Below are 19,542 nucleotides of genomic sequence, written 5' to 3'. Positions count from 1 at the left end.
ACTGTCTTGACGCGCGGCGCTACAAAGGCAGATCAGACGACGAGGATCGGCGCCTTGCCGCGCACGCGGTCATAGAGATCCATGACATCCTGGTTGAGCATGCGCACGCAACCGGACGAAACGGCCTTGCCGATCGACTTCCATTCGGGCGACCCGTGCACGCGGTAAAGCGTGTCCTGCCCGTTCTGGAAGATGTAGAGCGCACGGGCACCCAGCGGGTTGCCGACCCCCGGCGCCATGCCGCCATTGCCGGCGGAATACTTCGCCAGTTGCGGCTGACGTGCGATCATCGAATCGGGCGGCGTCCAGCGCGGCCACTTCTTCTTCCACTGGATGACGCCGCGGCCGGACCAGGCAAAACCCTCGCGACCGAGACCGACACCGTAGCGCAGTGCGCTGCCACCGGGCTGGATCAGATAGAGGAACCGGTCGCCGGTATCGACGACGATGGTGCCTGGGCGCTCGCCAAAGGGGTCGCTGACTTCCTGGCGATAGAAACGCGCGTCGATCTGGCGGTAAGGCACGGCCGGAATCTGATAACCGCCATCGTCGATAGCAGCGTAAATGTTGCCGTAATAGGCGCTCTGCGGCGGCAGGCCCATCGGCAGCGGACCTTCATTGATCGGCCCTTCCAGAATGCCCTCGGCACGCGGATCGACCCAACCCCCTTCAAGAGCTGGGTTGCGGAAGACCGGCGCGGTTTCCTGGCGGAAGCGGTCGGTGTTCATCGAGGACGTGCAGCTTGCAAGGCCTGCCGAGGCAAGCGCGATGCCTGATGTGCGGAGGAACTGGCGGCGGGAGAAAATGACTGAAGAGGACATCGAACTCTGAAAGGCTTGAGTGCGGCGACGAACTGGAGTGCTGCACGAAATTGATTAATGAAACGATTCGCGCAGACCCGCTCAATTTGAGAAAGCTGGCATCTACGGCTGGAACGAGGCTTGTGCCAATCAACGTCGGTTCACATTTCCGGCAGCCTGATAGCGGATGCGACGGCACAAATCAGATGCCGTCTGCGTTCAAGCCGGGCTGGCGCAACAGCGCAGCAAAATCGGCGGACGCGAGCGGCCGGCTGAAGAAATAGCCTTGGATCTCGTCGCAACCGCTGTGGCGCAGGAACTCCACCTGCGCTTGGGTCTCTACCCCTTCGGCAATCACCCGCAGGCCGAGATTCTGCGCCAGCGATATGATCGCCGCGGTGATGGCCTTGTCGTCGACATTGGCCGGAATGTCCTCGACGAAGGAGCGGTCGATCTTCAGGCGACGCACAGGAAACCGCTTCAATGCACTGAGGCTCGAATATCCCGTGCCGAAATCGTCGATTGCCAGATGAACGCCGATCGCTTCCAGCTCGTGCATCGTCGCCAATGCACCCGGCACGTCCTGCATGATCAGGCTCTCGGTCAGCTCCAGCTCGAGGTACCGCGGGTCAAGTCCGACCTCGGCGAGAACGGCAGCAACATGCGCGGCCCAGTTTCGCTCGCGGAACTGCCGCGCGGAAACGTTGACGCTGACGATCAGCAACGGCAGCCCGGCGTCATGCCAGGCCTTGCACTGTCGGCAGGCGGCGCGCAGCACCCAGTCGCCGATCGGCACGATCAGCCCGGTCTCCTCGGCCAGCGGAATGAAATCCGCCGGCGAAACCATGCCGCGCTCGGGATGGTGCCAGCGAAGCAGCGCTTCGGCGGCAAACACCCGGCCGGTTTCAAGATTCATCTGCGGCTGGAAGTGCAGCAGGAACTCCTCGCGAGAGATCGCTTCACGCAACTCCGCCTGTTTCAGCAGCTTTTCGTGCGCCTTGCCGGCCATCTCCTCGGTAAAGACCTGCAGATTGTTGCGACCGAGCTCCTTGGCCCGATACATCGCCATGTCAGCATTGGCGAGCAACTCGCCGACGGTTTTGCCCTGGTTGGGGAAGCAGGCGACGCCCATGCTGCAGGATATCTGCAGGCTGTGGCCGTTGATCTGCATGGGAGCAGCGATAGCCGCTCGAATATCCTCGAGACGGGCAAGCACGACATCGCGCTCGCATGGCAGGCCGTTCAGAAGAAGAATGAATTCATCGCCGCCGACACGGACGACAATGTCGGACTTGCGCACCGATGCGCGCATGCGCGTGGCGGTCATCTTGAGCAGTTCGTCGCCCGCTGCATGGCCGAGCGTGTCGTTGACGAGCTTGAAGTTGTCGAGATCGAGGAAGGCGAGCACCGCCCAATGCCCCGTCCCGCGCAACGCCTCCAGGGCCTCGGCGACCTGCTCCTCGAACAGTGCCCGGTTCGGCAAGCCGGTCAGCGCGTCGTGGTGAGCCATGAAGCTGATGCGGTCTTCAGCCTGCTTGCGCTCGATCGCAATGCCAGCCAGATGAGCGGCCATGGCGATCAATTCTTTCTGGGACTCGTCGGGAACACACACCGCCTCGGAATAGAGGGCAAAGGTGCCGAGCACCTTTCGCTCACGCGAATGGATCGGCGTCGACCAACAGGCCCTGAACTCGTAGAGCTGAACGATCTCGCGATAATCCTCCCAGAGCGGATCGGTGAAGATATCGGCAACGATCACCTGCTCGCCCCGCCAGGCGGCGGTGCCGCAGGAGCCGGCTTTCGGCCCGATCTCCACACCGTGGATCATGCCGCAATAGGTTTCGTCGAGGTTCGGTGCGGCGCCATGCAGCAAGCGGCCGCCGTCGGCCGACAGCAGCAGGATAGAGCCGCGGATCCGTGGCACCAGCGCCTCGATCAGCAGGATCAGTTCGCGGAAAAACTCTTCCAGCGGCCGGCCGTTGGCGATCATCTCCAGAAGATGCGCCTGCCCTTCAAGCAGTCGTTCGGCGGCCTTTCGGTCTGAGATGTCGCGCGACACCCCGACGATGCCGACAATCTTGCCGCACTTGTTGCGCAATGGCACTTTGGACGTCATCAGCCAGCGATCGCGGCCCTTGGTTACCATCGCGCGCTCTTCGATGCCGAAGATCGGCTCGCCCGTCTCGATCACCCGGCGCTCCACGTCGTCGATGATTTTGGCCAGATGCGGCGGATGCAGGTCGAAATCGGTCTTGCCGATGATGTCGCGAAGCGATTCCAGTCCGTTGTCGGCGATGGTGACCTGGTTGGCGATGAGGAAACGGCCCTCGATATCCTTGGCGTAGATATAGTCGGGAACGTGGTTGATGATCGTTTCCAACCAGTAATGCCGGTCGGCAATGTCAGGGTCGGCTGGAAAAATCCGGCTCATCTCTTCGGCCAGACGATTGCTCGCGTCGATCAGGCGACGCGTATCCTCGTTGCCGCCCGCATTGAGGGCCGCATAACGCGGATTGCGGGACGTGTTCTTCGCCAAGCAAGGCCTCCAGAAGCACAGTGTCGAGATCGGTCTGACTTTCCCCAACCCACGATAGGCGACCAAAGGTTAGCCCTCCCTAAATAAGACAGGGAAAATCGTGCAAAGGTTGCATTTCGGTGTCCAACATAGCCGGAAAGATGGGGCAGCGCGAGCCGCCCCATGCCGATTCAGGACAGAACCCTGCGCAAGGGCGGAGCCAGCATCAGTGCCTGGTCCGCGACGATCATCACGATGATCGCGATACCGGTCAGCGGAAAGGCCAGCCCGAACAGCAACGCCATCAGCCACAATCCCGCATAGATGCTGCGGCGCGGCGGCATCGGCGGCACGCCGACGCGTCCGGCCGGACGCCGCTTCCACCACATCACAACCGCCGAAACCGACACGAGTATGATCGCCGCGCAGGCCGCGAGCATCAGGAACTGGTTGAAGAGCCCCCATTCCTGGCCCTTATGAACGTTGATGCTCCATTCGATCGCCTTGCCGAGTGGCGGGGACTGGCCAAAGGGGAGGTCGCCCAGCGGCCCGCCGGGATATTGATCGATGTGCATCGTGCGGTCGCGCGAAAGGTCTGCCGGAAAGATCGCCGCGGTGTAGACACCGGTCGCATCACCGGGCAGTGCCAGTTCATAGCCCGGCAACATGCCGGCTTTGTCGGCAATCGCGACAGCCCTGTCGACCCCTATGGACGGAACCGGACCGCCAACGTTGGACGACGACGGAACCGGCGCGTTCTCGACCAGCCAGCCGGCCTTCGAGAGCACGTCGGTCGACACGTTCATCGAGGTCGGCACATTGTCCCAGAGTTCGGCCGGGTAGCCCATGCCGGCCGCCGTCAGCTGGCCATTGACGGTCGAACCCCAATAGCCGGACCAAAGCAGGCCGGAAAAGGCGAAAAAGACGATGAGCAGCGCCGAGGCGATACCTGTAACCGCATGTAGGTCGCGCCAGAACACCCGCCGCGCCGGCGTACCTCGAACCGTGATGACGCCGCCGGTCTGCTGTCGCGGCCACCAGAGATAGATGCCGGTGAAGACGAGCAGGATCGCAAAGCCCGCGACGATCTCGATAATCGTTTCGACACGCTTGCCGAAATAGTCGAGGCTGTGCAGGTCTTCGACCACCTGGTTGAACTCCTCGCTCGGAGCGACCATGTCGAGAATGTCGGCGGTATAGGGGTCGACATAGACCATCAGGCGCCCTGCGCCTGCTCCCACCGTCACGCGTGCCGACCGATCGGCGCCGGCCGGCGTGCGATAGACGACTGCCGCGCTGCCCGGCACCGCCTCGACGGCATTGGCGACGATGGCCGAGGGCGGCAGCGACATTTCCCCGACCGGAACGATATTGCGGTAGGCAAAGAGCGTGTCGTCGATCTCGTCGTTGAAGAGATAGAGCCCGCCGGTCACGGCGAGGCTGATCATGAATGGAATGACCATAAGGCCGGCGAAGAAGTGCCAACGCCATATGGCGCGGTAAAGCGAAATGCCGCGTGCGGCGACATCGGGCAGTCGCGCCGCGCCGGAAAGAGATGCAGTCGTCATGGGTGTCCCCCGCGGGAAAAGCCCGGCGATGATCAGCCGGCGGCTTACCCTTGCTTGAAGTCTGGATGTCGTGATTGTGCCAGGTCTCAGAGCGAACGCGCCGGCCGAGACCCTCTCGCCGGCGGTGCCTCATGATGGCATCAACCCTTTCGAAGGCAGATCAGGCGGCAAGCCGCGGAGGCGCGCGAGGCCCGGAGCCGGCCAGCAGGACCGGTCGGGCAAGCAGCAGCTCCGCTGCGGGCGACGAGAGCGCCAGGAAGACAGACGAGGGCTTGGCGTGAAACGCCTGCGGCGTGGGCAGGACCACCGGCGCTGCGAGGCAGCAGGATTGGCATCCATGGGTTTTCGTACCGCCCTTGCCATCCGGATCGTCATGGCCGCTGAGGCAGAGGTCGGGAAGCGAGCCGTCGGGCAGAACATAAGCTGCCATCTCTGGTGCTGCCGACATGGCAGCGCCCGCGGGCAGTTGCACCAGGGCGGATACGACGAACACCAGCGCGCAGAAAACACGCACTGCTAGGTCCATCCTCATCCTCTCTCGCCGCGGTCGCGCCAATCAAGCCCCCATATCGATGCTCGGATTGCTAGAGTGCGAAGGCCTGAAAGACAAGCGGCCTTACCGTCGCACCGATCGTCTCATCAAAAGATTTCATGCGGGATATCAACGCTCGCGGGTTCTTGTGTTCCCCGCGATTGCCTATGACGAGGACAGGCAAACGGCAGGAGGAAACCGGATATGCTGACGATCTATGGCGTCTATCGCTCGCGCGCATCGCGCAATTACTGGATGGCGGGAGAACTCGGCATTCCCTTCAAATCCGTGCCGGTGATCCAGGCGCGCCGGCTGGCCGATCCGCTGGCCGAAGACGCGCCCATCAACACCAAGTCGGCGCGCTTTCTCGCCGTCAATCCGATGGGATTGATCCCGGCGATCGAGGACGATGGCCTTATTCTGACGGAATCGCTTGCCAACAATCTGTATCTCGCCCGCAAATACGGTGGTCCGCTTGCACCAAGCGACGTCCAGGAAGAAGGGCTGATGGGCAACTGGACGATGTGGGCGGCAACGGAAGTCGAGCCGCACGCCGTGCGCATCATTCTCACCTATGACGACCGCGCTGAAAACACCGATGAGGGCAAGGCCAAGATCACGGCGGCCGTGGCGGCATTGGGCAAGGCCTTTGCCTGCCTCGAAAACCATCTCGACGGCCATGACTACATCGTCGGCGATCGCTTCACCGTTGCCGATCTCAACCTGGCGGAGGTTTTCCGCTACGCCATGAGCCAGACCGAATTGTTCGACAGGCATCCCAAGGTCAAGGCGTGGCTAGAGCGCTGCCAGTCGCGTCCCGCCTTCAAGGCGATGATGGAGGTTCGGTCGCACGAAGCCGAATAGGCTTCTGCCATCGAACGCGGCGCCGTCGGAGCGCCGCTAGTCTTTCGCTGGCGATGGCTTAAAACGGGTGCGCGGCGCCTTGAGGTCGAGCAGTCGCATGCCCTCTTCGACCTCGTCGCGCACCCAACGCTTGAAGGCGGTGGCGGCCTTGCTCTCCCGCCGCGAGGGCGAACTGACGAAATAGTGGCCGAAGCCCGTCTTTGCGCGGATACCGAAGGGAACGACGAGGCTGCCTTCGGTCACGGCGAAGCCGGCAAGCGTCTGCCAGGCGAGCATCACGCCCTGGCCGGCGATCGCGGCATCGAGCACGAGCGAAGCCTCGTTGAAGGTATGGCGCACGCCCAATTCGGCGCCGGAAAGCCCGACCTCGCGCAGCCAGACCTCCCAAGTAAACATCGAATGGCCGTCGATCACCGCCGGCATCTTTAGAATATCTGCAGGCTCACGCAGGTTTTCAGCCATTGCCGGCGAGCAGACGGGGAAAACCTCCTGCTCCAGCAACAGCTCCGATTTAACGCCCGGCCAACGCCCCTCACCAACGCGAATGCCGACGTCGACATCCGAAGTATCGAGATTGACGAGGCGGGTGGTCGCGTCGATGCGCAGCCTGATGTCCGGATGGCGCTCGGCGAAACGATTGAGCCGGTAGACGAGCCAGCGGGCGGCAAACACCGGGGCGACGGAGATCGTCAGCACCGATTCATCCCGCCGGCGCGCGGAGGCAACCGCCTCGGCCAGCTCGCCAAACGCATTGCTCAGCCGCGCCAGGAACAGCCGGCCGAAATCCGTGACCACCAATCCGCGCGATGTGCGCTCGAACAGGATGCGGCCGAGCTGCGCCTCGGTCTTGGCGATCTGCTGGCTGACCGCGCCGGGTGTCACCCCCAGCTCATCGGAAGCCGCCGCCAGCGAGCCAAGGCGGCCGACCGCCTCGACCGCCCGCAAGCCGTTCAGATGAATGGCATTCAAGTCTCTCATATAGTTTTTCTAAACCTGCCGTTCGGCAATCTCAATTGAAATTGTGACCAAACAGGCAGATGCTCTCAAGCATCGAAAGGATGGCCCGCCATGCTGAAGATTTTCTCCTTGTTGAAGCCGACACGATCTCTGACAGACGCCCGGCAGGACGCCTTGCTCTCCTGGGCGCGCGATCCGCTGCAACATCCCGATCTCGAACGGATGGACGGGCGCGAGCTCGGCGACCTGCCTTTTCCGGGCTGGCCGTGGCCGAAGGCAGCCGAGTGCGGCTGCGATTGCTTGCCGGCAGGTGGGCGATGAGCCACCCACCGGCCGCATATAGCGGGCGCTCGAACGAAGACCTCGACAGCCGTTTTGCCCGCGTCGTGAAACTGGCAGAAACCGCCGGCCTGCCGGAGGTTTCGCTCGGCACTTCCTATGGTACGCCGGCGCTGCTGGTGAAGGGCAAGAGCTTCGTGCGCATGAAGGATGCCGAAACCCTGGTGGTCATGTGTGCGCTTGAAGAAAAGGAAATGCTGCTGGAACTCGATCCGGCACTGTTCTTCGAAACAGACCATTATAAGGGATGGCCGGCGATGCTGGTGCGTCTTGGCGCGATCGACGACGCCAGCCTGACCCAAAGGCTGATCGCCGCCTGGCGCGAAAAGGCGCCGAGTAAGCTGTCCGCCGGCTTTTCGGCGTAAACGTCTGCGGCCGTTGCGCGTCGATCAGGACCGGCGCCACGCCAGGGCCTGCGCCTCGACCGTCTTGATCCACGCGTCCTTGCAATCGCTATAGGCGTGGGAATCTTCCGTATGAAGGTCCCGGCATCTTGCCTTCTCGCGATCATAGGCGGCAGCGATCTGCGGATGGCTGCGCAGATAGTCACGGAAGGCGAGATGACGCTCGACTTCCGGCGAGCGCTCGCGATAGCAGTGCAGTTGAACGAGCCGGCGTCCGGTCGCCGGGTCGCTCTTGGTACAATGGCGGCGACCGGGCAGACCGAGTTCGCCCCACCACTCATAGCCATGCGCCTCGATCTCGCCTCGGCGGCCGTCGAGCTCCGCCAGATCCCTAACAACAGGCATGAGATCGAGAACCGGCTTGGCGTGGATCGTCGGAATGGCCGTCGAGCCGATGTGGTGCACGGCAATCGAAGACGACCCGACGATAGAAGCAAACAATTGGCCTTCTGCAGTCGCTTGCTCGGCCCATCGCGGGTCATGCGACAGCAATTCGACTTTGATCGGTGGCGGCAAATCGACACTCCTCGTCACATCAGGCACGGCGGATCACCGGGTTGTTACCCGACAGTCGCCGATTCCGCTACGTCGTCGATGCTCCACATTCGAACCGAGGCAACCGGATTGGTCAGTTGCCGACGGTATAGACGAGGCTGACGGTGCCGTCCGGGCGCGACTTGGCTTCGTTGAGCTGCAGACGATGCCGCCGCGCGATCGTTGCAAACAGCGCCTTGCCCTCCCCCACCACCAGCGGGTGGATCGTCAGGCGCAGTTCATCGATGGAACCCCGGTCGAGCAAGCCCGAAACCGTCTGCGCGCCACCGACGACATAGATGGTCTTGCCCGGCCGCATCCGCAAAACATCGATTTCGGCAGCATCGCGGAGCACCGTCGTGTTCGCCCAGCGTACGCGGTCGAGCGTCTTGGACAGCAGATAATGTGGCGTGCTCAGGGCAAAATCGGCGTATTCGATTTCCTCCGCAGTCGGCAGATTGCCGCTCAATTCGAGCGGGCTGTGTGGGTCGGCCTTGATCGCGCTCCAATATTGTTCATAGCCCGAATACATGCCCCTTCCGAGCACGCAGGCATCAATTTCGGGCAACAGGTCGAACGTATCCGACCAGGAATCGACCCAGTCGGCATATCCATCGGGACCATCGATCTTGCCATCGATGGACATTTGCATGCCGGCAACAACCTTGCGCATTTCCGTCTCCTCTTCGATCCTCTCATCAAGGACGAGCGGGACGTCCGCGTGCCGACTGGGTCGTTGAAATATTGTCGGGGGCCGGTGCAACCGCGCCGATCACGATAACGACGGGCAGCGGGCAGACCACCAATTTCCATTGCCGGTTGTACCGTGGGGACGGATCAGAACGCTGATCGACATCGCGCGCTCTTCCAATTTTCGCGTCCCGCCTATACCCATGCTCAATCCTTGCCGCACAGGTAGCCGTCGATGATCGTTCGTGACCGCCCCAGCCTTCTCAAGCTCTTCTTCATCCTGCGCGGCTCGGTCATCCAGCGGATCTTCCCACAAGTGCTGTTTGTCTTCGCCCTGTCCGGAGGCGTCGTCTGGGCCCACCAGGCCTTTCCGGCGATGGTGCCGAGCGTCAACAGCGGGCCGTTTGCCCTGCTGGGCATTGCCCTTTCCGTGTTTCTCGGCTTTCGCAACAATGCCTGCTACGACCGCTGGTGGGAGGCCCGCAAGGATTGGGGACAGCTGATTTTCGTCTCCCGCGATTTTGCCCGCCAGACGTTGATCCTCGGCGCGAGTGGTGCGGAGGGCATGGACGGCGCACGTGCACGCCTGCTCAATCTGGTGATCACCTTTGCACAGACCCTGGTCTGCCACCTGCGGCCGGGCAACCAGCAAGACAAGGCGTTACGGAGATTGCCCGTAGACCTTGTGCCGGCCTACAAGGCCAGCCGCAACGCCCCCGATCTGCTGCTGCGCGAAATCGGCGCCCTGCTTGCCAGCCTGCGTGCCGCCGACAGGATCAGCGATATTCAGTACATGATGCTGGACGGCACGGTCGGGCGCATGTCGGCCGTGCTTGCCGCCTGCGAGCGTATCCGCAACACGCCGGTTCCCTTCGGCTATACGCTGCTGCTGCATCGCACCGCCTATCTCTTCTGCTTCCTCCTGCCCTTTGGCTTTGCCGACGCGCTGGGCTGGGCGACGCCGTTCGTAACCGCGCTCGTCGCCTATACCTTCTTCGGCCTCGACGCGCTTGGCGACGAACTGGAGGAGCCTTTCGGCACGCTGCCGAACGACCTGCCGATCGTGGCGCTTGCCGATATGATCGAGATCAACCTGCGCGAGGCGCTGGGGGAGACGAACCTGCCCGAGCTGCCGCAACCGCAGAACTACATGCTGATGTAGTCGGGAGACTTCCAAGGACCGGTACGCGGGTAGCGGGCGACGCACGTCAGGATGGCCAAAGCAGCACCTTGCAGCTTCCGGCTTTATTTCCTATTTGCTATGCAGGTTGTCTTAAAACGAAGGTTTCGAATGCGTTTCCGCAAGGCATTGAACGGGCTCATCGTCAGCCTCGGCCTCATCGTTGTTCTCATGCTTGTGATGAATTTCAGGGTGGCCGAGTTCGGCCGTGCCTCCAACGCTGATGGCCTCACCGTCGAAGAGTGGGAGGTACGAAAACTTGCTCTTCGGGAAGGGTCACATGCCAGGTCGCGCGCAGCAACTGGATGCAGGCTCGGCATGGAAAAGCGCATTACCGAGGGCCGGATCGCCAACGTCGACCTGGTGAAGCTGGCGTCCAGATTGGATGTGCGGCTGGCAGAAATCCCGGCCGCCTATTGCTTGCTATTCGTCCGTGCCATTATCGACGATAAGATCAGCTATGAGGAGTTCGTCGCCTGGGCAGACGAACCCCCGCTCGACCTGCCCGAGAGACTTGCAGGCCGTTAGCCCTGAACCTTAACCCTTCAGAACCGCGAGAACCCGGGCGACCGCCGGCCGCTGCGTCATGCGGTTGCGGTGATCCAGGATTTTTGGGAACCGTGTCGGGTCGACGCCATCCGGCTCGAGCCAACCGGCGATGGTGAACAGGTAGGGGTCGGCGATCGAATAGGTGTCGCCGGTGACGAAGGGACCGGCGAGCATCCTGGTTTCGATCAGTTCGAAGCAATCCGTCATGTTCGAAGCAACCTTGGCCCTCATCGCCTCATGCGCCGCCGGATCGTCAGCCCAACGCGCACCGCGCCGGCCGTGGGCATGAGCGACATGCACAGTCGAGCAGAGATAGCTCAGAAATGACTGGATCCGTGCAAACTCGAAGGCATCGTCGAGTGGCGCCAACTTTGATTGCGGAACGCTTTGGGCGATATAGGTGAGGATTGCCGGCGTCTCTGTGATCGTGCCGCGGTCGGTCACGAGCGCCGGAACACGGCCCTTCGGGTTGACCGCGAGATAATCGGGCTTGGTCTGCTCCGCCTTAGAAAAATCGACCCGTACGGCCGTGTAATCGACGCCTGCCTCCTCCAGCGCGATGTGCGAGGCCAGCGAGCAGGTTCCCGGGGCATAGAACAATTTCAGCACGTTACTCTCCTTGCCATTCAAGGGCGGCCCTGGCGCCGCCTTTCGGGCCGCAGAAGAAATGAAGTCTCCACGGTTGACAAGCCAAATCTGTATTCAATACAAAGTTTGCGTTACGTTATAACATATTTTCGGAGTCACTCATGAAAACCTTCATTTCCTCCCTGCTTGCCGCCGGTCTGTTGGCTGCGGCAGCCACACCGGCATTTGCGCATGGCGCCTGGGTCGGCGAGCGCTGGGGCGACCTTGCCGTGATCTACGGCCATGGCCCCGCCGACGAGGCCTATGATCCGGCAAAAGTGAAATCCGTTTCGGCACTTGGCGAGGATGGCAAGGCACTGCCCGTCACGATCGAACCGGCCGGCACCCATGCGCTGCTGAAGCTTGATGGTGAGCCGGCGCTGCTCGCGCTCGAATTCGACAACGGCTATTGGAGCGAGGGTGCCGACGGCAAATGGGTGAACAAGCCGAAGAGCGAGGTGCCCGGTGCCAAGCAGGCGAGCCACTCGGTGAAATACAGCATCGCGCTTGTCCACGTGCATGGCGACATGCCGACCTTCCCGGCCCAGCCGCTGCAGATCGTGCCGCTCGACAATCCGATCGGGCTGAAGCCCGGCGAGAAGTTTCGCGTCCGCTTGCTGCTTGATGGAAAGCCGCTCGAAGGCAAGGAAATCAGCGTCGATTACACCGGGCTGCCGGAGCTCGTTTCCGAAAAAACGGACGCGAAGGGCGAAGCCGAAGTGACCCTGCGCAATGCCGGCGTCAACATTCTTGCCGTCAGCCACGCAATTCCGCTCGAGAACGATACTGCCGCCGACAAGAAGGGCCTGACGGCAACGCTGACCTTCGTCGCCGAGCCGCACGTGCACGAATAGATCGTCGCCTTCTCGGGCGACGCGACAGGCTTAACGCGTGCGAGGCAGCCCCGGCGGATTATACCCGTCGGGACTGCTTTGGCTCAGGCGACCCGCGCCTGGCTGCAGCCGGGCACATCTTCGAGGTTGTAATATACCGGTACGCCGCGCTCCCGGGCGATGCGCACATCGTTGTCCGCCCCCTTGCTGTCGCCCGGCAGGCGCAGCACGGCATCGCAAAGCGCCAGCAGCCGTCCGGCGACGGGATGGAAGATTTCCTCGTAGAGTTCGTCGCCGATCTTGGTGCCGCCGGCCGCATGCCAGACCGGCAGCGCCACCCATTCCCCGATCATTGGCACGTGACCTGCCTTAAACAGGGCATAGGATGGTTCCTCCAACCGCTTCAAATTGTCTGCCATCTTGGCCGGATCGTCGCCAGTGCCCGAACGATAGGGGCCCGCAATCAGGATCAACATGATTTTTTCCTTATTTTTGCACGATTCATCCAGATAACTCTGGAGTATACACGATATTTCGTGCAATATCGTGAATAGTCAAGGAGCAAAATAATGCTGACCACACAGAGACGGGCGCTGATTTCGGCGCGGCTAAGCCGCGATGGCGAGATCGTCGCCAAGCACCTGGCGGATGAATTGCAGCTTTCCGAAGATACGATCCGCCGTGATCTCAGGGAAATGGCAGCCGAAGGCTTGCTAAAGCGGGTGCACGGCGGCGCGCTGCCGCTCGTGCCTCCCCTGCCGGACTTTGCCGCACGTCAGGAGATTGCCGGCGACGTCAAGCGCAGGCTCGGACGCAAGGCAGCCGGGCTCGTCACTCCCGGGCAAACGATCTTTCTCGATGGCGGCACCAGCAACGCCGAAATCGCCAGAGCGCTTCCACGCGAGATGCGGCTGACGATCGTCACGCACAGCCCGACCATTGCGGCCGAACTGGAGAGACATGACGCGGATGTAATTCTTATCGGCGGCAGGCTTTACAAGCACTCAATGGTGGCAACGGGTGCCGCCGCCTTGGCGGCCATCGCCGCTATCCGTGTCGACGTCTTCTTCCTGGGCGTCACGGCAATCCATCCGGTTCACGGGTTTTCGACCGGCGACTACGAGGAGGCCGCGGTCAAGCGCGCCATCCTCGGCCAAGCCGCCGATACGTTCGTCATCGCGACAGTCGAAAAGTTCGGCGCAGCCTCGCCGCATCACGTCGCCGACCCGGAAGATATTGCCGGCCTGATCGTGCCGGAAGATATGACCGGCGATGTTCTCGACCCCTATCGCGACAAGGGCATGATGCTTCTGCCCGCCTGAAAGGCGGAGCACCGTCCGCCGCGAGACGGGTGCAAAAACGCGCGGACGGACTTCTAGCCCGCGCGTCCTTCCGAGGGATATCAGGCGGCGAAGGCTTCCGTCACCCTGACGTCGCCGACCGGGATGCCGTTCCAGTTCTTCATGGTGTGGTTCGCCTGCGCCATCAGAGCCGCGTGCACGCCAGGCTCGTCCCGGAAGAAGCGGGCCAGCGTGGCGGTGACCATCGCCTCGGCCGCACGGGTCGCGCCGTCTTCGCATTTGACGGCGATGGCGATGCCCTTTTCCGGGATCGCCGCGCAGAAGACGCCTTCGGCGCCGGTCTTCGCAAAGATCCGGCGAGGCGCCGTTTCCATCAGCCGGGTGCAGCCGCGCCTCGTGCCGGCAACGTAGAAGGGCTCGGCCATGCAGGCCTCGATCAGCCGCTTCGATGCACGGGCGCGCTCGGGCCCGAGCCCGACGCCCGTCGCCATTTTGGCAAAACCGTGTGCCAAGCCCTTCAGCGGCACCGCATAGGTCGGGATCGAGCAGCCATCGACGCCGCAATTGTCGCGGCCGAGGATCGCGCCGGTGAGGCTCTCCATGGCGCCGCGGATTTCCTGCTGCAGCGGGTGGTCATAACCGATATAGCCCTTCACCTCGGTGCCGGAATGGCAGCAGGCGCAGATGAAGCCGGCATGTTTGCCGGAGCAATTGTTGTGAAGCGCGCTCGGCGCCCCCATCGACCGGGCCTGACCGATCAGCGTCTTCTGGTCGGACGACCAATGGGCGCCGCATTCGAGCGCCGTAACATCGCGGCCGGCGGCAGCCAGCATCTTTGTGGCAAGTGCTACATGCTCCGGCTCGCCCGAATGGGAGGAGCAGGCGAGCGCCAGTTCCTTGTTGCCGAAGCCGTAGGCGTCAGCCGCGCCGCTTTCCATCAGCGGCAACGCCTGCATCGCCTTGCAGGCCGATCGCGGGAACACACCGCTGTCGGTATCGCCCAACGAAAAGATCGTCCGGCCTTCGCTGTCGACGGCGATAACCAGGCCGCGGTGACGGCTTTCGACCAGATTGCCGCGCGTGACTTCGACGAGAACGGGATTCGACATGCCTTGCCCTCAAATTTCCTAGATTGGTGCATGCATTTAGCAGGAATCGGACAACAGGAAACCGGCACTTTCATGAAATTCATCCGCAGGCTCGTTGCCGCCTTTCTGGTCATCTACCTCTTGCCGGCTCTGGCCTCTGCCGGATGGTGGTACGTGAAGGCGCGCCCCCAGAGCTGGCGCGATGCCGATTGGTCATCGGCGGGCATCCTGCCGAAGCCGGCGCAAAGCCCGGATGCGGCCGTCTATATCTTCTCCGCCACGACGGGCGGCATGAAAGGTGCCGTCGCCAGCCACGCCTGGATCGTCACCAAGGAACAGGGCGCCCAGGCCTATAACCGCTACGACAAGGTCGGCTGGGGCAAGCCGATCCGCAGAAACGCCTATCAGGCAGACGCCCGCTGGTATTCGAACGAGCCGCGGCTGGTCGCGACCGCCAGCGGTGCTGAGGCAAGCAGACTGATCCCGAAGATCGAAGCAGCGATCGCCGCCTACCCCTATTCATCGGCCGGCGGCTACCGGATCTGGCCAGGCCCGAACTCCAACACCTTCGTTGCCCATGTGCTGCGCTCAGTGCCGGAACTCAACGCGGTGTTGCCGCCGGATGCGGTTGGGCGTGACTATCTGCCGGAGGGAAAACTGTTTCAGGTCGACGCCGACGGGCGCGACCTGCATGCGACGCTCTATGGCCTCGCGGGCGTTTCGGCAGGGGTGCGCAGCGGCCTGGAGCTGCATTTCTTCGGCCTCGTCGCCGGCCTCGATATCGCCAGACCGGGCATCAAGATCCCGGCACTCGGGCGTTTCGGTATTTGACGTAAGCCAGTCCATCAAGCAGCGACAGCGAACGCTAGAAAATGAGGCGGGGTAAAAATTGAAAAGGGCCGCACGAGGCGACCCTTCCCATGAGTTCTGGCCAAGTGGCTGGCCCGGGTTTGGGACCCGAAGGAAGGCGGGGATCAGGCCGAAGGTTGCCTCGACGTGTTCACCTCTCCCATGCCTGTCACGACGACCGAAATCTCATTAGACATTGGATCACCTTCCTTCCTGTTCGTTATCGATAAGTCGAAGGTAGGTGTTTTTCCCGATATTGCAAGGCCGACGAAGGTCGTAACTCACGCCATCGTCACTGCGAATTTCGGGTGGTCATGACGAGCATCGCATGGTTATGACGAGGCTCGCATAGACATGACGATCTTGCCGATGTGGTCACCCTCTTCCATCATCCGGTGCCCGTCCGCCACTTGTTCGAACGGCAGCACCGCGTGGATGACCGGGGCCACTTTGCCCGCCTCGAGCAAGGGCCAGGCGGTTGCCAGCAGCCCGTCGCGGATGGCCTGCTTCTCCGCCGCGGTGCGCGGGCGGAGTGCCGAACCCATGACATGCAGGCGCTTCGACAGGATCGGGGCGATGTTGGCTGCCTCGACCCTGGCACCGCCGAGAAAGGCGATAATCGAGAGCCGGCCATCCTTGGCAAGCGAACCGATATTGCGGTCGAAGTAGCGGCCGCCAACCATGTCGAGGATGACGTCGACGCCACGGCCGCCGGTTTCCTCAAGCACGACCGACTTGAAGTCCTCGTCGCGATAGTTGATCGCCCGTTTCGCGCCGAGCGCCTCGCAGGCCTGGCACTTGTCGGCGCGGCCGGCGGTAACGAATACCTCTGCGCCCAGCGCTTTCGCCAGCTGGATTGCCGTCGTGCCGATGCCGCTCGATCCGCCGTGGATGAGGATCGTCTCCCCGGTCTTCAGCCCCGCCATGTCGAAGACATTGGCCCAGACGGTGAAGAACGTTTCCGGCAACGCTGCCGCCTTCACCGCATCGTAACCTTTCGGCCAGGCTAGCGCCTGCGTCGCGGGCACTGCCGCATATTCGGCGTAACCGCCGCCGTTGGCGAGCGCGCAGACCTTCTCGCCGATCGAAAAACCTTGCGCCCCTTCACCCAGAGCCGCCACTTCGCCGGCAACCTCCAGCCCGAGAATGGGGCTGGCACCGGGCGGCGGCGGGTAGTCGCCCTTACGCTGCAGCACATCGGGCCGATTGATGCCTGCCGCTTCGACGCGCACCAGAATGTCGCCCGGCTTGAGCGTCGGCAACGGCCCCTTCGACAGCACCATGTTTTCCGCACCGCCCGGGGACGGAAGATCGACGAAGGTCATTTCAACTGGAAGGGACATGGCTTTACCTCAAGGACTCTCAAGCGCCATACCTAGCGCCGCCGGTGCGTCGCGGAAAGGTCCGATGTCGATCTGGGCTGGCTGACCTCGTCGCCGAAAAACGAAAGGATCAGCGCTGCGACATCGGCGGGGCTCTCCCAGTGTGGGTTGTGGCCATGACCGTCGAGCGTGATCGAGTGCACGGAGGCGAAGGTCTCGGCAAGAACTTGCCGATGCCCGATATCAAAAAGCGGATCCTGTGCTCCGGCGATGCACAGCACCGGCGCCCTGACCTGAGCCGCACGCGATCTGAGGTCCGTCACCGCAAGCGCATCTAGGAGTGTTCGCCAAGTCGTCATCGGGATGGCTGCAGCTTCGCGGCGCAGATGCCTTAGGAACGCCGTGTCGACCAGCCGGCTGCAGGCATGCCAGTGGTCGAAGAAGTCGTCATCGGGACCAAGCGGGTCTTTGAGCCCGCGTATTGCCCGGGCAACATCCGTCCTTGGACCGAAGTCTGGCTTGAGGCTTCCCGAGAGCAGGACCAATGCACGCACCGCCTGCCGGCGACGCGCGGCAATCTCGATCGCGACCATCGCTCCCATGGAGTGACCAACAAGCGCAAACTCGTGAATGGCCAACCGATCGACCAGACGATCGACATCGTGGGCGAGTTCGGCAACCGACAGCCCTTCCTTGGGCATCGAACCACCGTGCCCGCCAAGGTCCGGAATGATCAGGCGATATCCGCCCAAGGATGGAGCGATCAGCGAAAAACTGCGGCTGGTATCGGAGTAACCGTGCAACAGAAGGAGCGCCGGCCCCTGCCCGTGATCGACATAGGCGAATTGCCGGCCTCCGGGCAGTTCTATCCGCCGCTTGGCCGCCGCCCACGACTGCTGGTCGATCACCGTCAAAGACCGAGCGCGGATTTGACCGCGGCCAGCCCCGGTTGCCCGTCATAGGTCGTCACGCCCGCAAGCCATGTTTCAAGACGCTGCGGCTCTTGCCTGATCGACTTAAGCCCTGCCTCGTCGGGCGACAGGCCGTCATTCATCAGGTAACCCATGCCGCGGTTCTCGAAATCGACATCGAAAACAAGGTTGTTCAGCAGTCGGGCGACATTCGGGCATTCCTGCAGGTACCCCTTGCGGACCTGGGTGGCCACCGTCGCCGCGCCAAAATTCGGACCATAGAACTTGTCACCACCTGCCAGGTACTTCACCGAGAACACGGTGTTCATCGGATGTGGCGCCCAGCCTTGGAACACGATGAAGGCCTTGTCACGAACCCGGCGCGTCACCTCGGACAGCATGCCCTGCTCGCTCGACTCGACCACTTCCCAGTCTGCCAGACCAAGATCCGGATCCTTGATCGCATCGAGCATCAACTGATTGGAGCCCGGCTCGATGCCATACATCTTCCTTTCGAACCTGTCGGCGAAGGTTTTCAGATCCGAGAAATCCTTGACGCCCGCGTCCCAGACGTAGTCGGGAACGGCAAAGGTGTATTTTGCCCCCTCAAGGTTGGTTCGCACGGTCTCGACCGAACCGTCCTCCCGGTAGGGCTTGTAGTAGGCGACCATCGCCGGATCCCAGTAGCCGAGAAAGACGTCGAGATCCTTGCTGCGCAGGCTCGTATAGATGACGTCGATGCCGAGAAGCTTGCTTTCCGGCTCATATCCAAGCGCCTTCAGCAGGCTCAGCCCGACGCCGGTCGTAAAGGCCAGATCGTTCCAGCCCGGTTCCGCCAACCGCACGCTTTTGCATGCCTGCGGATCGCCCGCAAAGGCGGAACTCGTGGCGGTCAACAGAGCAGCGGCAGATATCAGGCTCTTCAAATACAGCATCGCGATCCCTCAATTGTCCATTCGGACTTTAAATTGACCCATGGGTCAACAATTGATCTTCCTGGAAAGTTTGTCAATGTGAGAATCGCTGGGGAGAAGACGCATGCGATTGACGAAGATCAGCGAGATCAGGCGCCGCGAGCTGCGGCGGGCGGCCTTCGAGGTCTTGCAGAAAGAGGGAATGGCCGGGGCGACCCTAGAGAAAGTGGCGACGCATGCCGGCGCCTCTAAGGGCATCGTGCTGCATTATTTTGCCAACAAGCAGGAGCTCTTCGAACACGCCATGCGCGAAGCGAATGCTTCGTTGAAAGAAGCGGTGGTCGAACGGCTGAACCGCGCACGCACGCCGCTTGAGCGGCTGGAGGCAATCATCGAGGCCAATTTCGAGGAGCGCTTCTTCCAGCCTTCCGTCTGCCATGCCTGGCTGTCGCTTTGCGCCGAGGTGCCGCGCGAACCGCAATTGGCGCGGATTCAGACGATCATTCACGCAAGGATGCGGTCGAACCTGCTGTCGGCTCTGACGCACATCCTGCCTGCGAGCGAGTGCGAAGATGTGGCGCTTGCGATTACTTCGTTGATCGACGGGTTGTGGCTGCGGCTCGGGCTGCAGTCGGAAGGACTGACACGCGACATGGCGCTGGCGCAGATGCGCGACTACCTCGTCCACCGCCTGCCGAAAACCCAGACGTAAATGGACGCAGCGGCACTAAATGCAGACGGCAACGTGTTTGCCGATCCACGCGC

General features: G+C 62.3%; 22 protein-coding genes. 9 read left to right on the top strand and 13 right to left on the bottom strand.

The features are described 5' to 3' along the window. Nucleotides 1-32: 32 nt before the first annotated feature. From AC244_RS20815 to AC244_RS20800, 4 genes are all read right to left on the bottom strand, one after another. Nucleotides 33-821 carry a L,D-transpeptidase family protein gene (locus AC244_RS20815; protein WP_053250728.1) on the bottom strand — a complete coding sequence of 263 codons (789 nt, stop codon included), beginning with the start codon at nucleotides 819-821 and terminating at the stop codon, nucleotides 33-35. 181 nt (nucleotides 822-1,002) lie between these two features. Next, complete coding sequence (locus tag AC244_RS20810; RefSeq protein WP_053250727.1) at nucleotides 1,003-3,336, bottom strand: EAL domain-containing protein; 2,334 nt, start codon at nucleotides 3,334-3,336, stop codon at nucleotides 1,003-1,005. A gap of 170 nt (nucleotides 3,337-3,506) precedes the next feature. Further along, on the bottom strand, nucleotides 3,507-4,883 hold the full coding sequence (locus AC244_RS20805) for a PepSY-associated TM helix domain-containing protein (RefSeq protein ID WP_053250726.1): 1,377 nt from the start codon (nucleotides 4,881-4,883) through the stop codon (nucleotides 3,507-3,509). A gap of 160 nt (nucleotides 4,884-5,043) precedes the next feature. Beyond that, nucleotides 5,044-5,397, bottom strand: coding sequence for a hypothetical protein (locus AC244_RS20800; RefSeq protein ID WP_053250725.1), 354 nt, complete (start codon nucleotides 5,395-5,397; stop codon nucleotides 5,044-5,046). A 222-nt stretch (nucleotides 5,398-5,619) separates the two neighbouring features. Between AC244_RS20800 and AC244_RS20795 the strand changes: the two genes are divergently transcribed. Further along, on the top strand, nucleotides 5,620-6,279 hold the full coding sequence (locus tag AC244_RS20795; protein WP_053250724.1) for a glutathione S-transferase family protein: 660 nt from the start codon (nucleotides 5,620-5,622) through the stop codon (nucleotides 6,277-6,279). Nucleotides 6,280-6,315: 36 nt separating this feature from the next. On the opposite strand, the gene AC244_RS20790 is transcribed toward AC244_RS20795, so the two are convergent. Beyond that, nucleotides 6,316-7,257 carry a LysR substrate-binding domain-containing protein gene (locus AC244_RS20790; RefSeq protein WP_053250723.1) on the bottom strand — a complete coding sequence of 314 codons (942 nt, stop codon included), beginning with the start codon at nucleotides 7,255-7,257 and terminating at the stop codon, nucleotides 6,316-6,318. A gap of 90 nt (nucleotides 7,258-7,347) precedes the next feature. On the opposite strand from AC244_RS20790, the gene AC244_RS20785 reads away from it, so the two are divergent. Both AC244_RS20785 and AC244_RS20780 read left to right on the top strand, forming a co-directional pair. Then, nucleotides 7,348-7,557 carry a hypothetical protein gene (locus AC244_RS20785; protein ID WP_053250722.1) on the top strand — a complete coding sequence of 70 codons (210 nt, stop codon included), beginning with the start codon at nucleotides 7,348-7,350 and terminating at the stop codon, nucleotides 7,555-7,557. Then, nucleotides 7,554-7,940 (top strand): MmcQ/YjbR family DNA-binding protein, encoded by a 387-nt coding sequence (locus tag AC244_RS20780; protein ID WP_053250721.1) that lies wholly within the window; start codon nucleotides 7,554-7,556, stop codon nucleotides 7,938-7,940. Before AC244_RS20785 ends, AC244_RS20780 begins: the two co-directional genes overlap by 4 nt. Before the next feature lie 24 nt (nucleotides 7,941-7,964). On the opposite strand, the gene AC244_RS20775 is transcribed toward AC244_RS20780, so the two are convergent. Both AC244_RS20775 and AC244_RS20770 read right to left on the bottom strand, forming a co-directional pair. Beyond that, nucleotides 7,965-8,513, bottom strand: coding sequence for a GrpB family protein (locus tag AC244_RS20775; RefSeq protein ID WP_268750771.1), 549 nt, complete (start codon nucleotides 8,511-8,513; stop codon nucleotides 7,965-7,967). Between the two features lie 94 nt (nucleotides 8,514-8,607). Beyond that, entirely contained in the window at nucleotides 8,608-9,186 is a 579-nt protein-coding gene (locus tag AC244_RS20770) for a dihydrofolate reductase family protein (protein WP_053250719.1), read from the bottom strand. 252 nt (nucleotides 9,187-9,438) lie between these two features. Here AC244_RS20770 and AC244_RS20765 point away from each other — a divergent pair, with 252 nt between their 5' ends. Both AC244_RS20765 and AC244_RS20760 read left to right on the top strand, forming a co-directional pair. After that, the gene (locus AC244_RS20765; RefSeq protein ID WP_053250718.1) at nucleotides 9,439-10,365 is read left to right on the top strand and encodes a bestrophin family protein; all 927 of its coding nucleotides are present in this window, start codon (nucleotides 9,439-9,441) and stop codon (nucleotides 10,363-10,365) included. 129 nt (nucleotides 10,366-10,494) lie between these two features. Further along, nucleotides 10,495-10,911, top strand: coding sequence for a hypothetical protein (locus AC244_RS20760; RefSeq protein ID WP_053250717.1), 417 nt, complete (start codon nucleotides 10,495-10,497; stop codon nucleotides 10,909-10,911). A 9-nt stretch (nucleotides 10,912-10,920) separates the two neighbouring features. Here AC244_RS20760 and AC244_RS20755 read toward each other — a convergent pair whose 3' ends face one another. Further along, nucleotides 10,921-11,541 carry a glutathione S-transferase family protein gene (locus tag AC244_RS20755; protein WP_053250716.1) on the bottom strand — a complete coding sequence of 207 codons (621 nt, stop codon included), beginning with the start codon at nucleotides 11,539-11,541 and terminating at the stop codon, nucleotides 10,921-10,923. Nucleotides 11,542-11,681: 140 nt separating this feature from the next. Between AC244_RS20755 and AC244_RS20750 the strand changes: the two genes are divergently transcribed. Beyond that, nucleotides 11,682-12,413 carry a DUF4198 domain-containing protein gene (locus AC244_RS20750; protein ID WP_053250715.1) on the top strand — a complete coding sequence of 244 codons (732 nt, stop codon included), beginning with the start codon at nucleotides 11,682-11,684 and terminating at the stop codon, nucleotides 12,411-12,413. An 83-nt stretch (nucleotides 12,414-12,496) separates the two neighbouring features. Here the strand turns inward: AC244_RS20750 and AC244_RS20745 are convergent, their stop codons facing one another. Further along, complete coding sequence (locus tag AC244_RS20745) at nucleotides 12,497-12,868, bottom strand: NUDIX hydrolase (protein WP_053250714.1); 372 nt, start codon at nucleotides 12,866-12,868, stop codon at nucleotides 12,497-12,499. A gap of 93 nt (nucleotides 12,869-12,961) precedes the next feature. Here AC244_RS20745 and AC244_RS20740 point away from each other — a divergent pair, with 93 nt between their 5' ends. Continuing rightward, nucleotides 12,962-13,714 (top strand): DeoR/GlpR family DNA-binding transcription regulator, encoded by a 753-nt coding sequence (locus tag AC244_RS20740; RefSeq protein ID WP_053250713.1) that lies wholly within the window; start codon nucleotides 12,962-12,964, stop codon nucleotides 13,712-13,714. 80 nt (nucleotides 13,715-13,794) lie between these two features. On the opposite strand, the gene AC244_RS20735 is transcribed toward AC244_RS20740, so the two are convergent. After that, nucleotides 13,795-14,802 carry an asparaginase gene (locus AC244_RS20735; protein ID WP_053250712.1) on the bottom strand — a complete coding sequence of 336 codons (1,008 nt, stop codon included), beginning with the start codon at nucleotides 14,800-14,802 and terminating at the stop codon, nucleotides 13,795-13,797. A gap of 72 nt (nucleotides 14,803-14,874) precedes the next feature. On the opposite strand from AC244_RS20735, the gene AC244_RS20730 reads away from it, so the two are divergent. Next, nucleotides 14,875-15,612, top strand: a complete 738-nt coding sequence (locus AC244_RS20730) for a DUF3750 domain-containing protein (RefSeq protein ID WP_053250711.1) — start codon at nucleotides 14,875-14,877, stop codon at nucleotides 15,610-15,612. A 350-nt stretch (nucleotides 15,613-15,962) separates the two neighbouring features. On the opposite strand, the gene AC244_RS20725 is transcribed toward AC244_RS20730, so the two are convergent. From AC244_RS20725 to choX, 3 genes are read right to left on the bottom strand one after another with little or no spacing between them, the layout of a single operon-like run. After that, nucleotides 15,963-16,973: an NAD(P)H-quinone oxidoreductase gene (locus AC244_RS20725; protein WP_053250710.1), complete on the bottom strand. Its 1,011-nt coding sequence runs from the start codon at nucleotides 16,971-16,973 to the stop codon at nucleotides 15,963-15,965. 32 nt (nucleotides 16,974-17,005) lie between these two features. Continuing rightward, on the bottom strand, nucleotides 17,006-17,860 hold the full coding sequence (locus AC244_RS20720) for an alpha/beta fold hydrolase (protein WP_152976041.1): 855 nt from the start codon (nucleotides 17,858-17,860) through the stop codon (nucleotides 17,006-17,008). A 2-nt stretch (nucleotides 17,861-17,862) separates the two neighbouring features. Beyond that, on the bottom strand, nucleotides 17,863-18,798 hold the full coding sequence (gene choX, locus AC244_RS20715) for a choline ABC transporter substrate-binding protein (RefSeq protein WP_053250708.1): 936 nt from the start codon (nucleotides 18,796-18,798) through the stop codon (nucleotides 17,863-17,865). Nucleotides 18,799-18,901: 103 nt separating this feature from the next. Here choX and betI point away from each other — a divergent pair, with 103 nt between their 5' ends. Beyond that, nucleotides 18,902-19,489, top strand: a complete 588-nt coding sequence (gene betI / locus AC244_RS20710; protein ID WP_053250707.1) for a choline-responsive transcriptional repressor BetI — start codon at nucleotides 18,902-18,904, stop codon at nucleotides 19,487-19,489. Nucleotides 19,490-19,542 lie beyond the last annotated feature (53 nt).

The sequence above is a fragment of the Ensifer adhaerens genome (assembly GCF_001270265.1).
Classification (GTDB): domain Bacteria; phylum Pseudomonadota; class Alphaproteobacteria; order Rhizobiales; family Rhizobiaceae; genus Ensifer; species Ensifer adhaerens_B.
The sequence above is the reverse complement of the archived record's forward strand: the minus strand, read 5'-3'. Positions and strand labels throughout refer to the sequence as shown.

Bases quoted from the DNA above. Each gene is read 5' to 3' on its own strand.
- AC244_RS20805 (WP_053250726.1), bottom strand. From the start codon at position 4,883: ATGACGACTGCATCTCTTTCCGGCGCGGCGCGACTGCCCGATGTCGCC.
- AC244_RS20770 (WP_053250719.1), bottom strand. From the start codon at position 9,186: ATGCGCAAGGTTGTTGCCGGCATGCAAATGTCCATCGATGGCAAGATC.
- AC244_RS20745 (WP_053250714.1), bottom strand. From the start codon at position 12,868: ATGTTGATCCTGATTGCGGGCCCCTATCGTTCGGGCACTGGCGACGAT.
- AC244_RS20750 (WP_053250715.1), top strand. From the start codon at position 11,682: ATGAAAACCTTCATTTCCTCCCTGCTTGCCGCCGGTCTGTTGGCTGCG.
- AC244_RS20785 (WP_053250722.1), top strand. From the start codon at position 7,348: ATGCTGAAGATTTTCTCCTTGTTGAAGCCGACACGATCTCTGACAGAC.
- AC244_RS20790 (WP_053250723.1), bottom strand. From the start codon at position 7,257: ATGAGAGACTTGAATGCCATTCATCTGAACGGCTTGCGGGCGGTCGAG.
- betI (WP_053250707.1), top strand. From the start codon at position 18,902: ATGCGATTGACGAAGATCAGCGAGATCAGGCGCCGCGAGCTGCGGCGG.
- AC244_RS20765 (WP_053250718.1), top strand. From the start codon at position 9,439: ATGATCGTTCGTGACCGCCCCAGCCTTCTCAAGCTCTTCTTCATCCTG.
- AC244_RS20815 (WP_053250728.1), bottom strand. From the start codon at position 821: ATGTCCTCTTCAGTCATTTTCTCCCGCCGCCAGTTCCTCCGCACATCA.
- AC244_RS20740 (WP_053250713.1), top strand. From the start codon at position 12,962: ATGCTGACCACACAGAGACGGGCGCTGATTTCGGCGCGGCTAAGCCGC.
- choX (WP_053250708.1), bottom strand. From the start codon at position 18,798: ATGCTGTATTTGAAGAGCCTGATATCTGCCGCTGCTCTGTTGACCGCC.
- AC244_RS20760 (WP_053250717.1), top strand. From the start codon at position 10,495: ATGCGTTTCCGCAAGGCATTGAACGGGCTCATCGTCAGCCTCGGCCTC.
- AC244_RS20735 (WP_053250712.1), bottom strand. From the start codon at position 14,802: ATGTCGAATCCCGTTCTCGTCGAAGTCACGCGCGGCAATCTGGTCGAA.
- AC244_RS20780 (WP_053250721.1), top strand. From the start codon at position 7,554: ATGAGCCACCCACCGGCCGCATATAGCGGGCGCTCGAACGAAGACCTC.
- AC244_RS20730 (WP_053250711.1), top strand. From the start codon at position 14,875: ATGAAATTCATCCGCAGGCTCGTTGCCGCCTTTCTGGTCATCTACCTC.
- AC244_RS20795 (WP_053250724.1), top strand. From the start codon at position 5,620: ATGCTGACGATCTATGGCGTCTATCGCTCGCGCGCATCGCGCAATTAC.
- AC244_RS20725 (WP_053250710.1), bottom strand. From the start codon at position 16,973: ATGTCCCTTCCAGTTGAAATGACCTTCGTCGATCTTCCGTCCCCGGGC.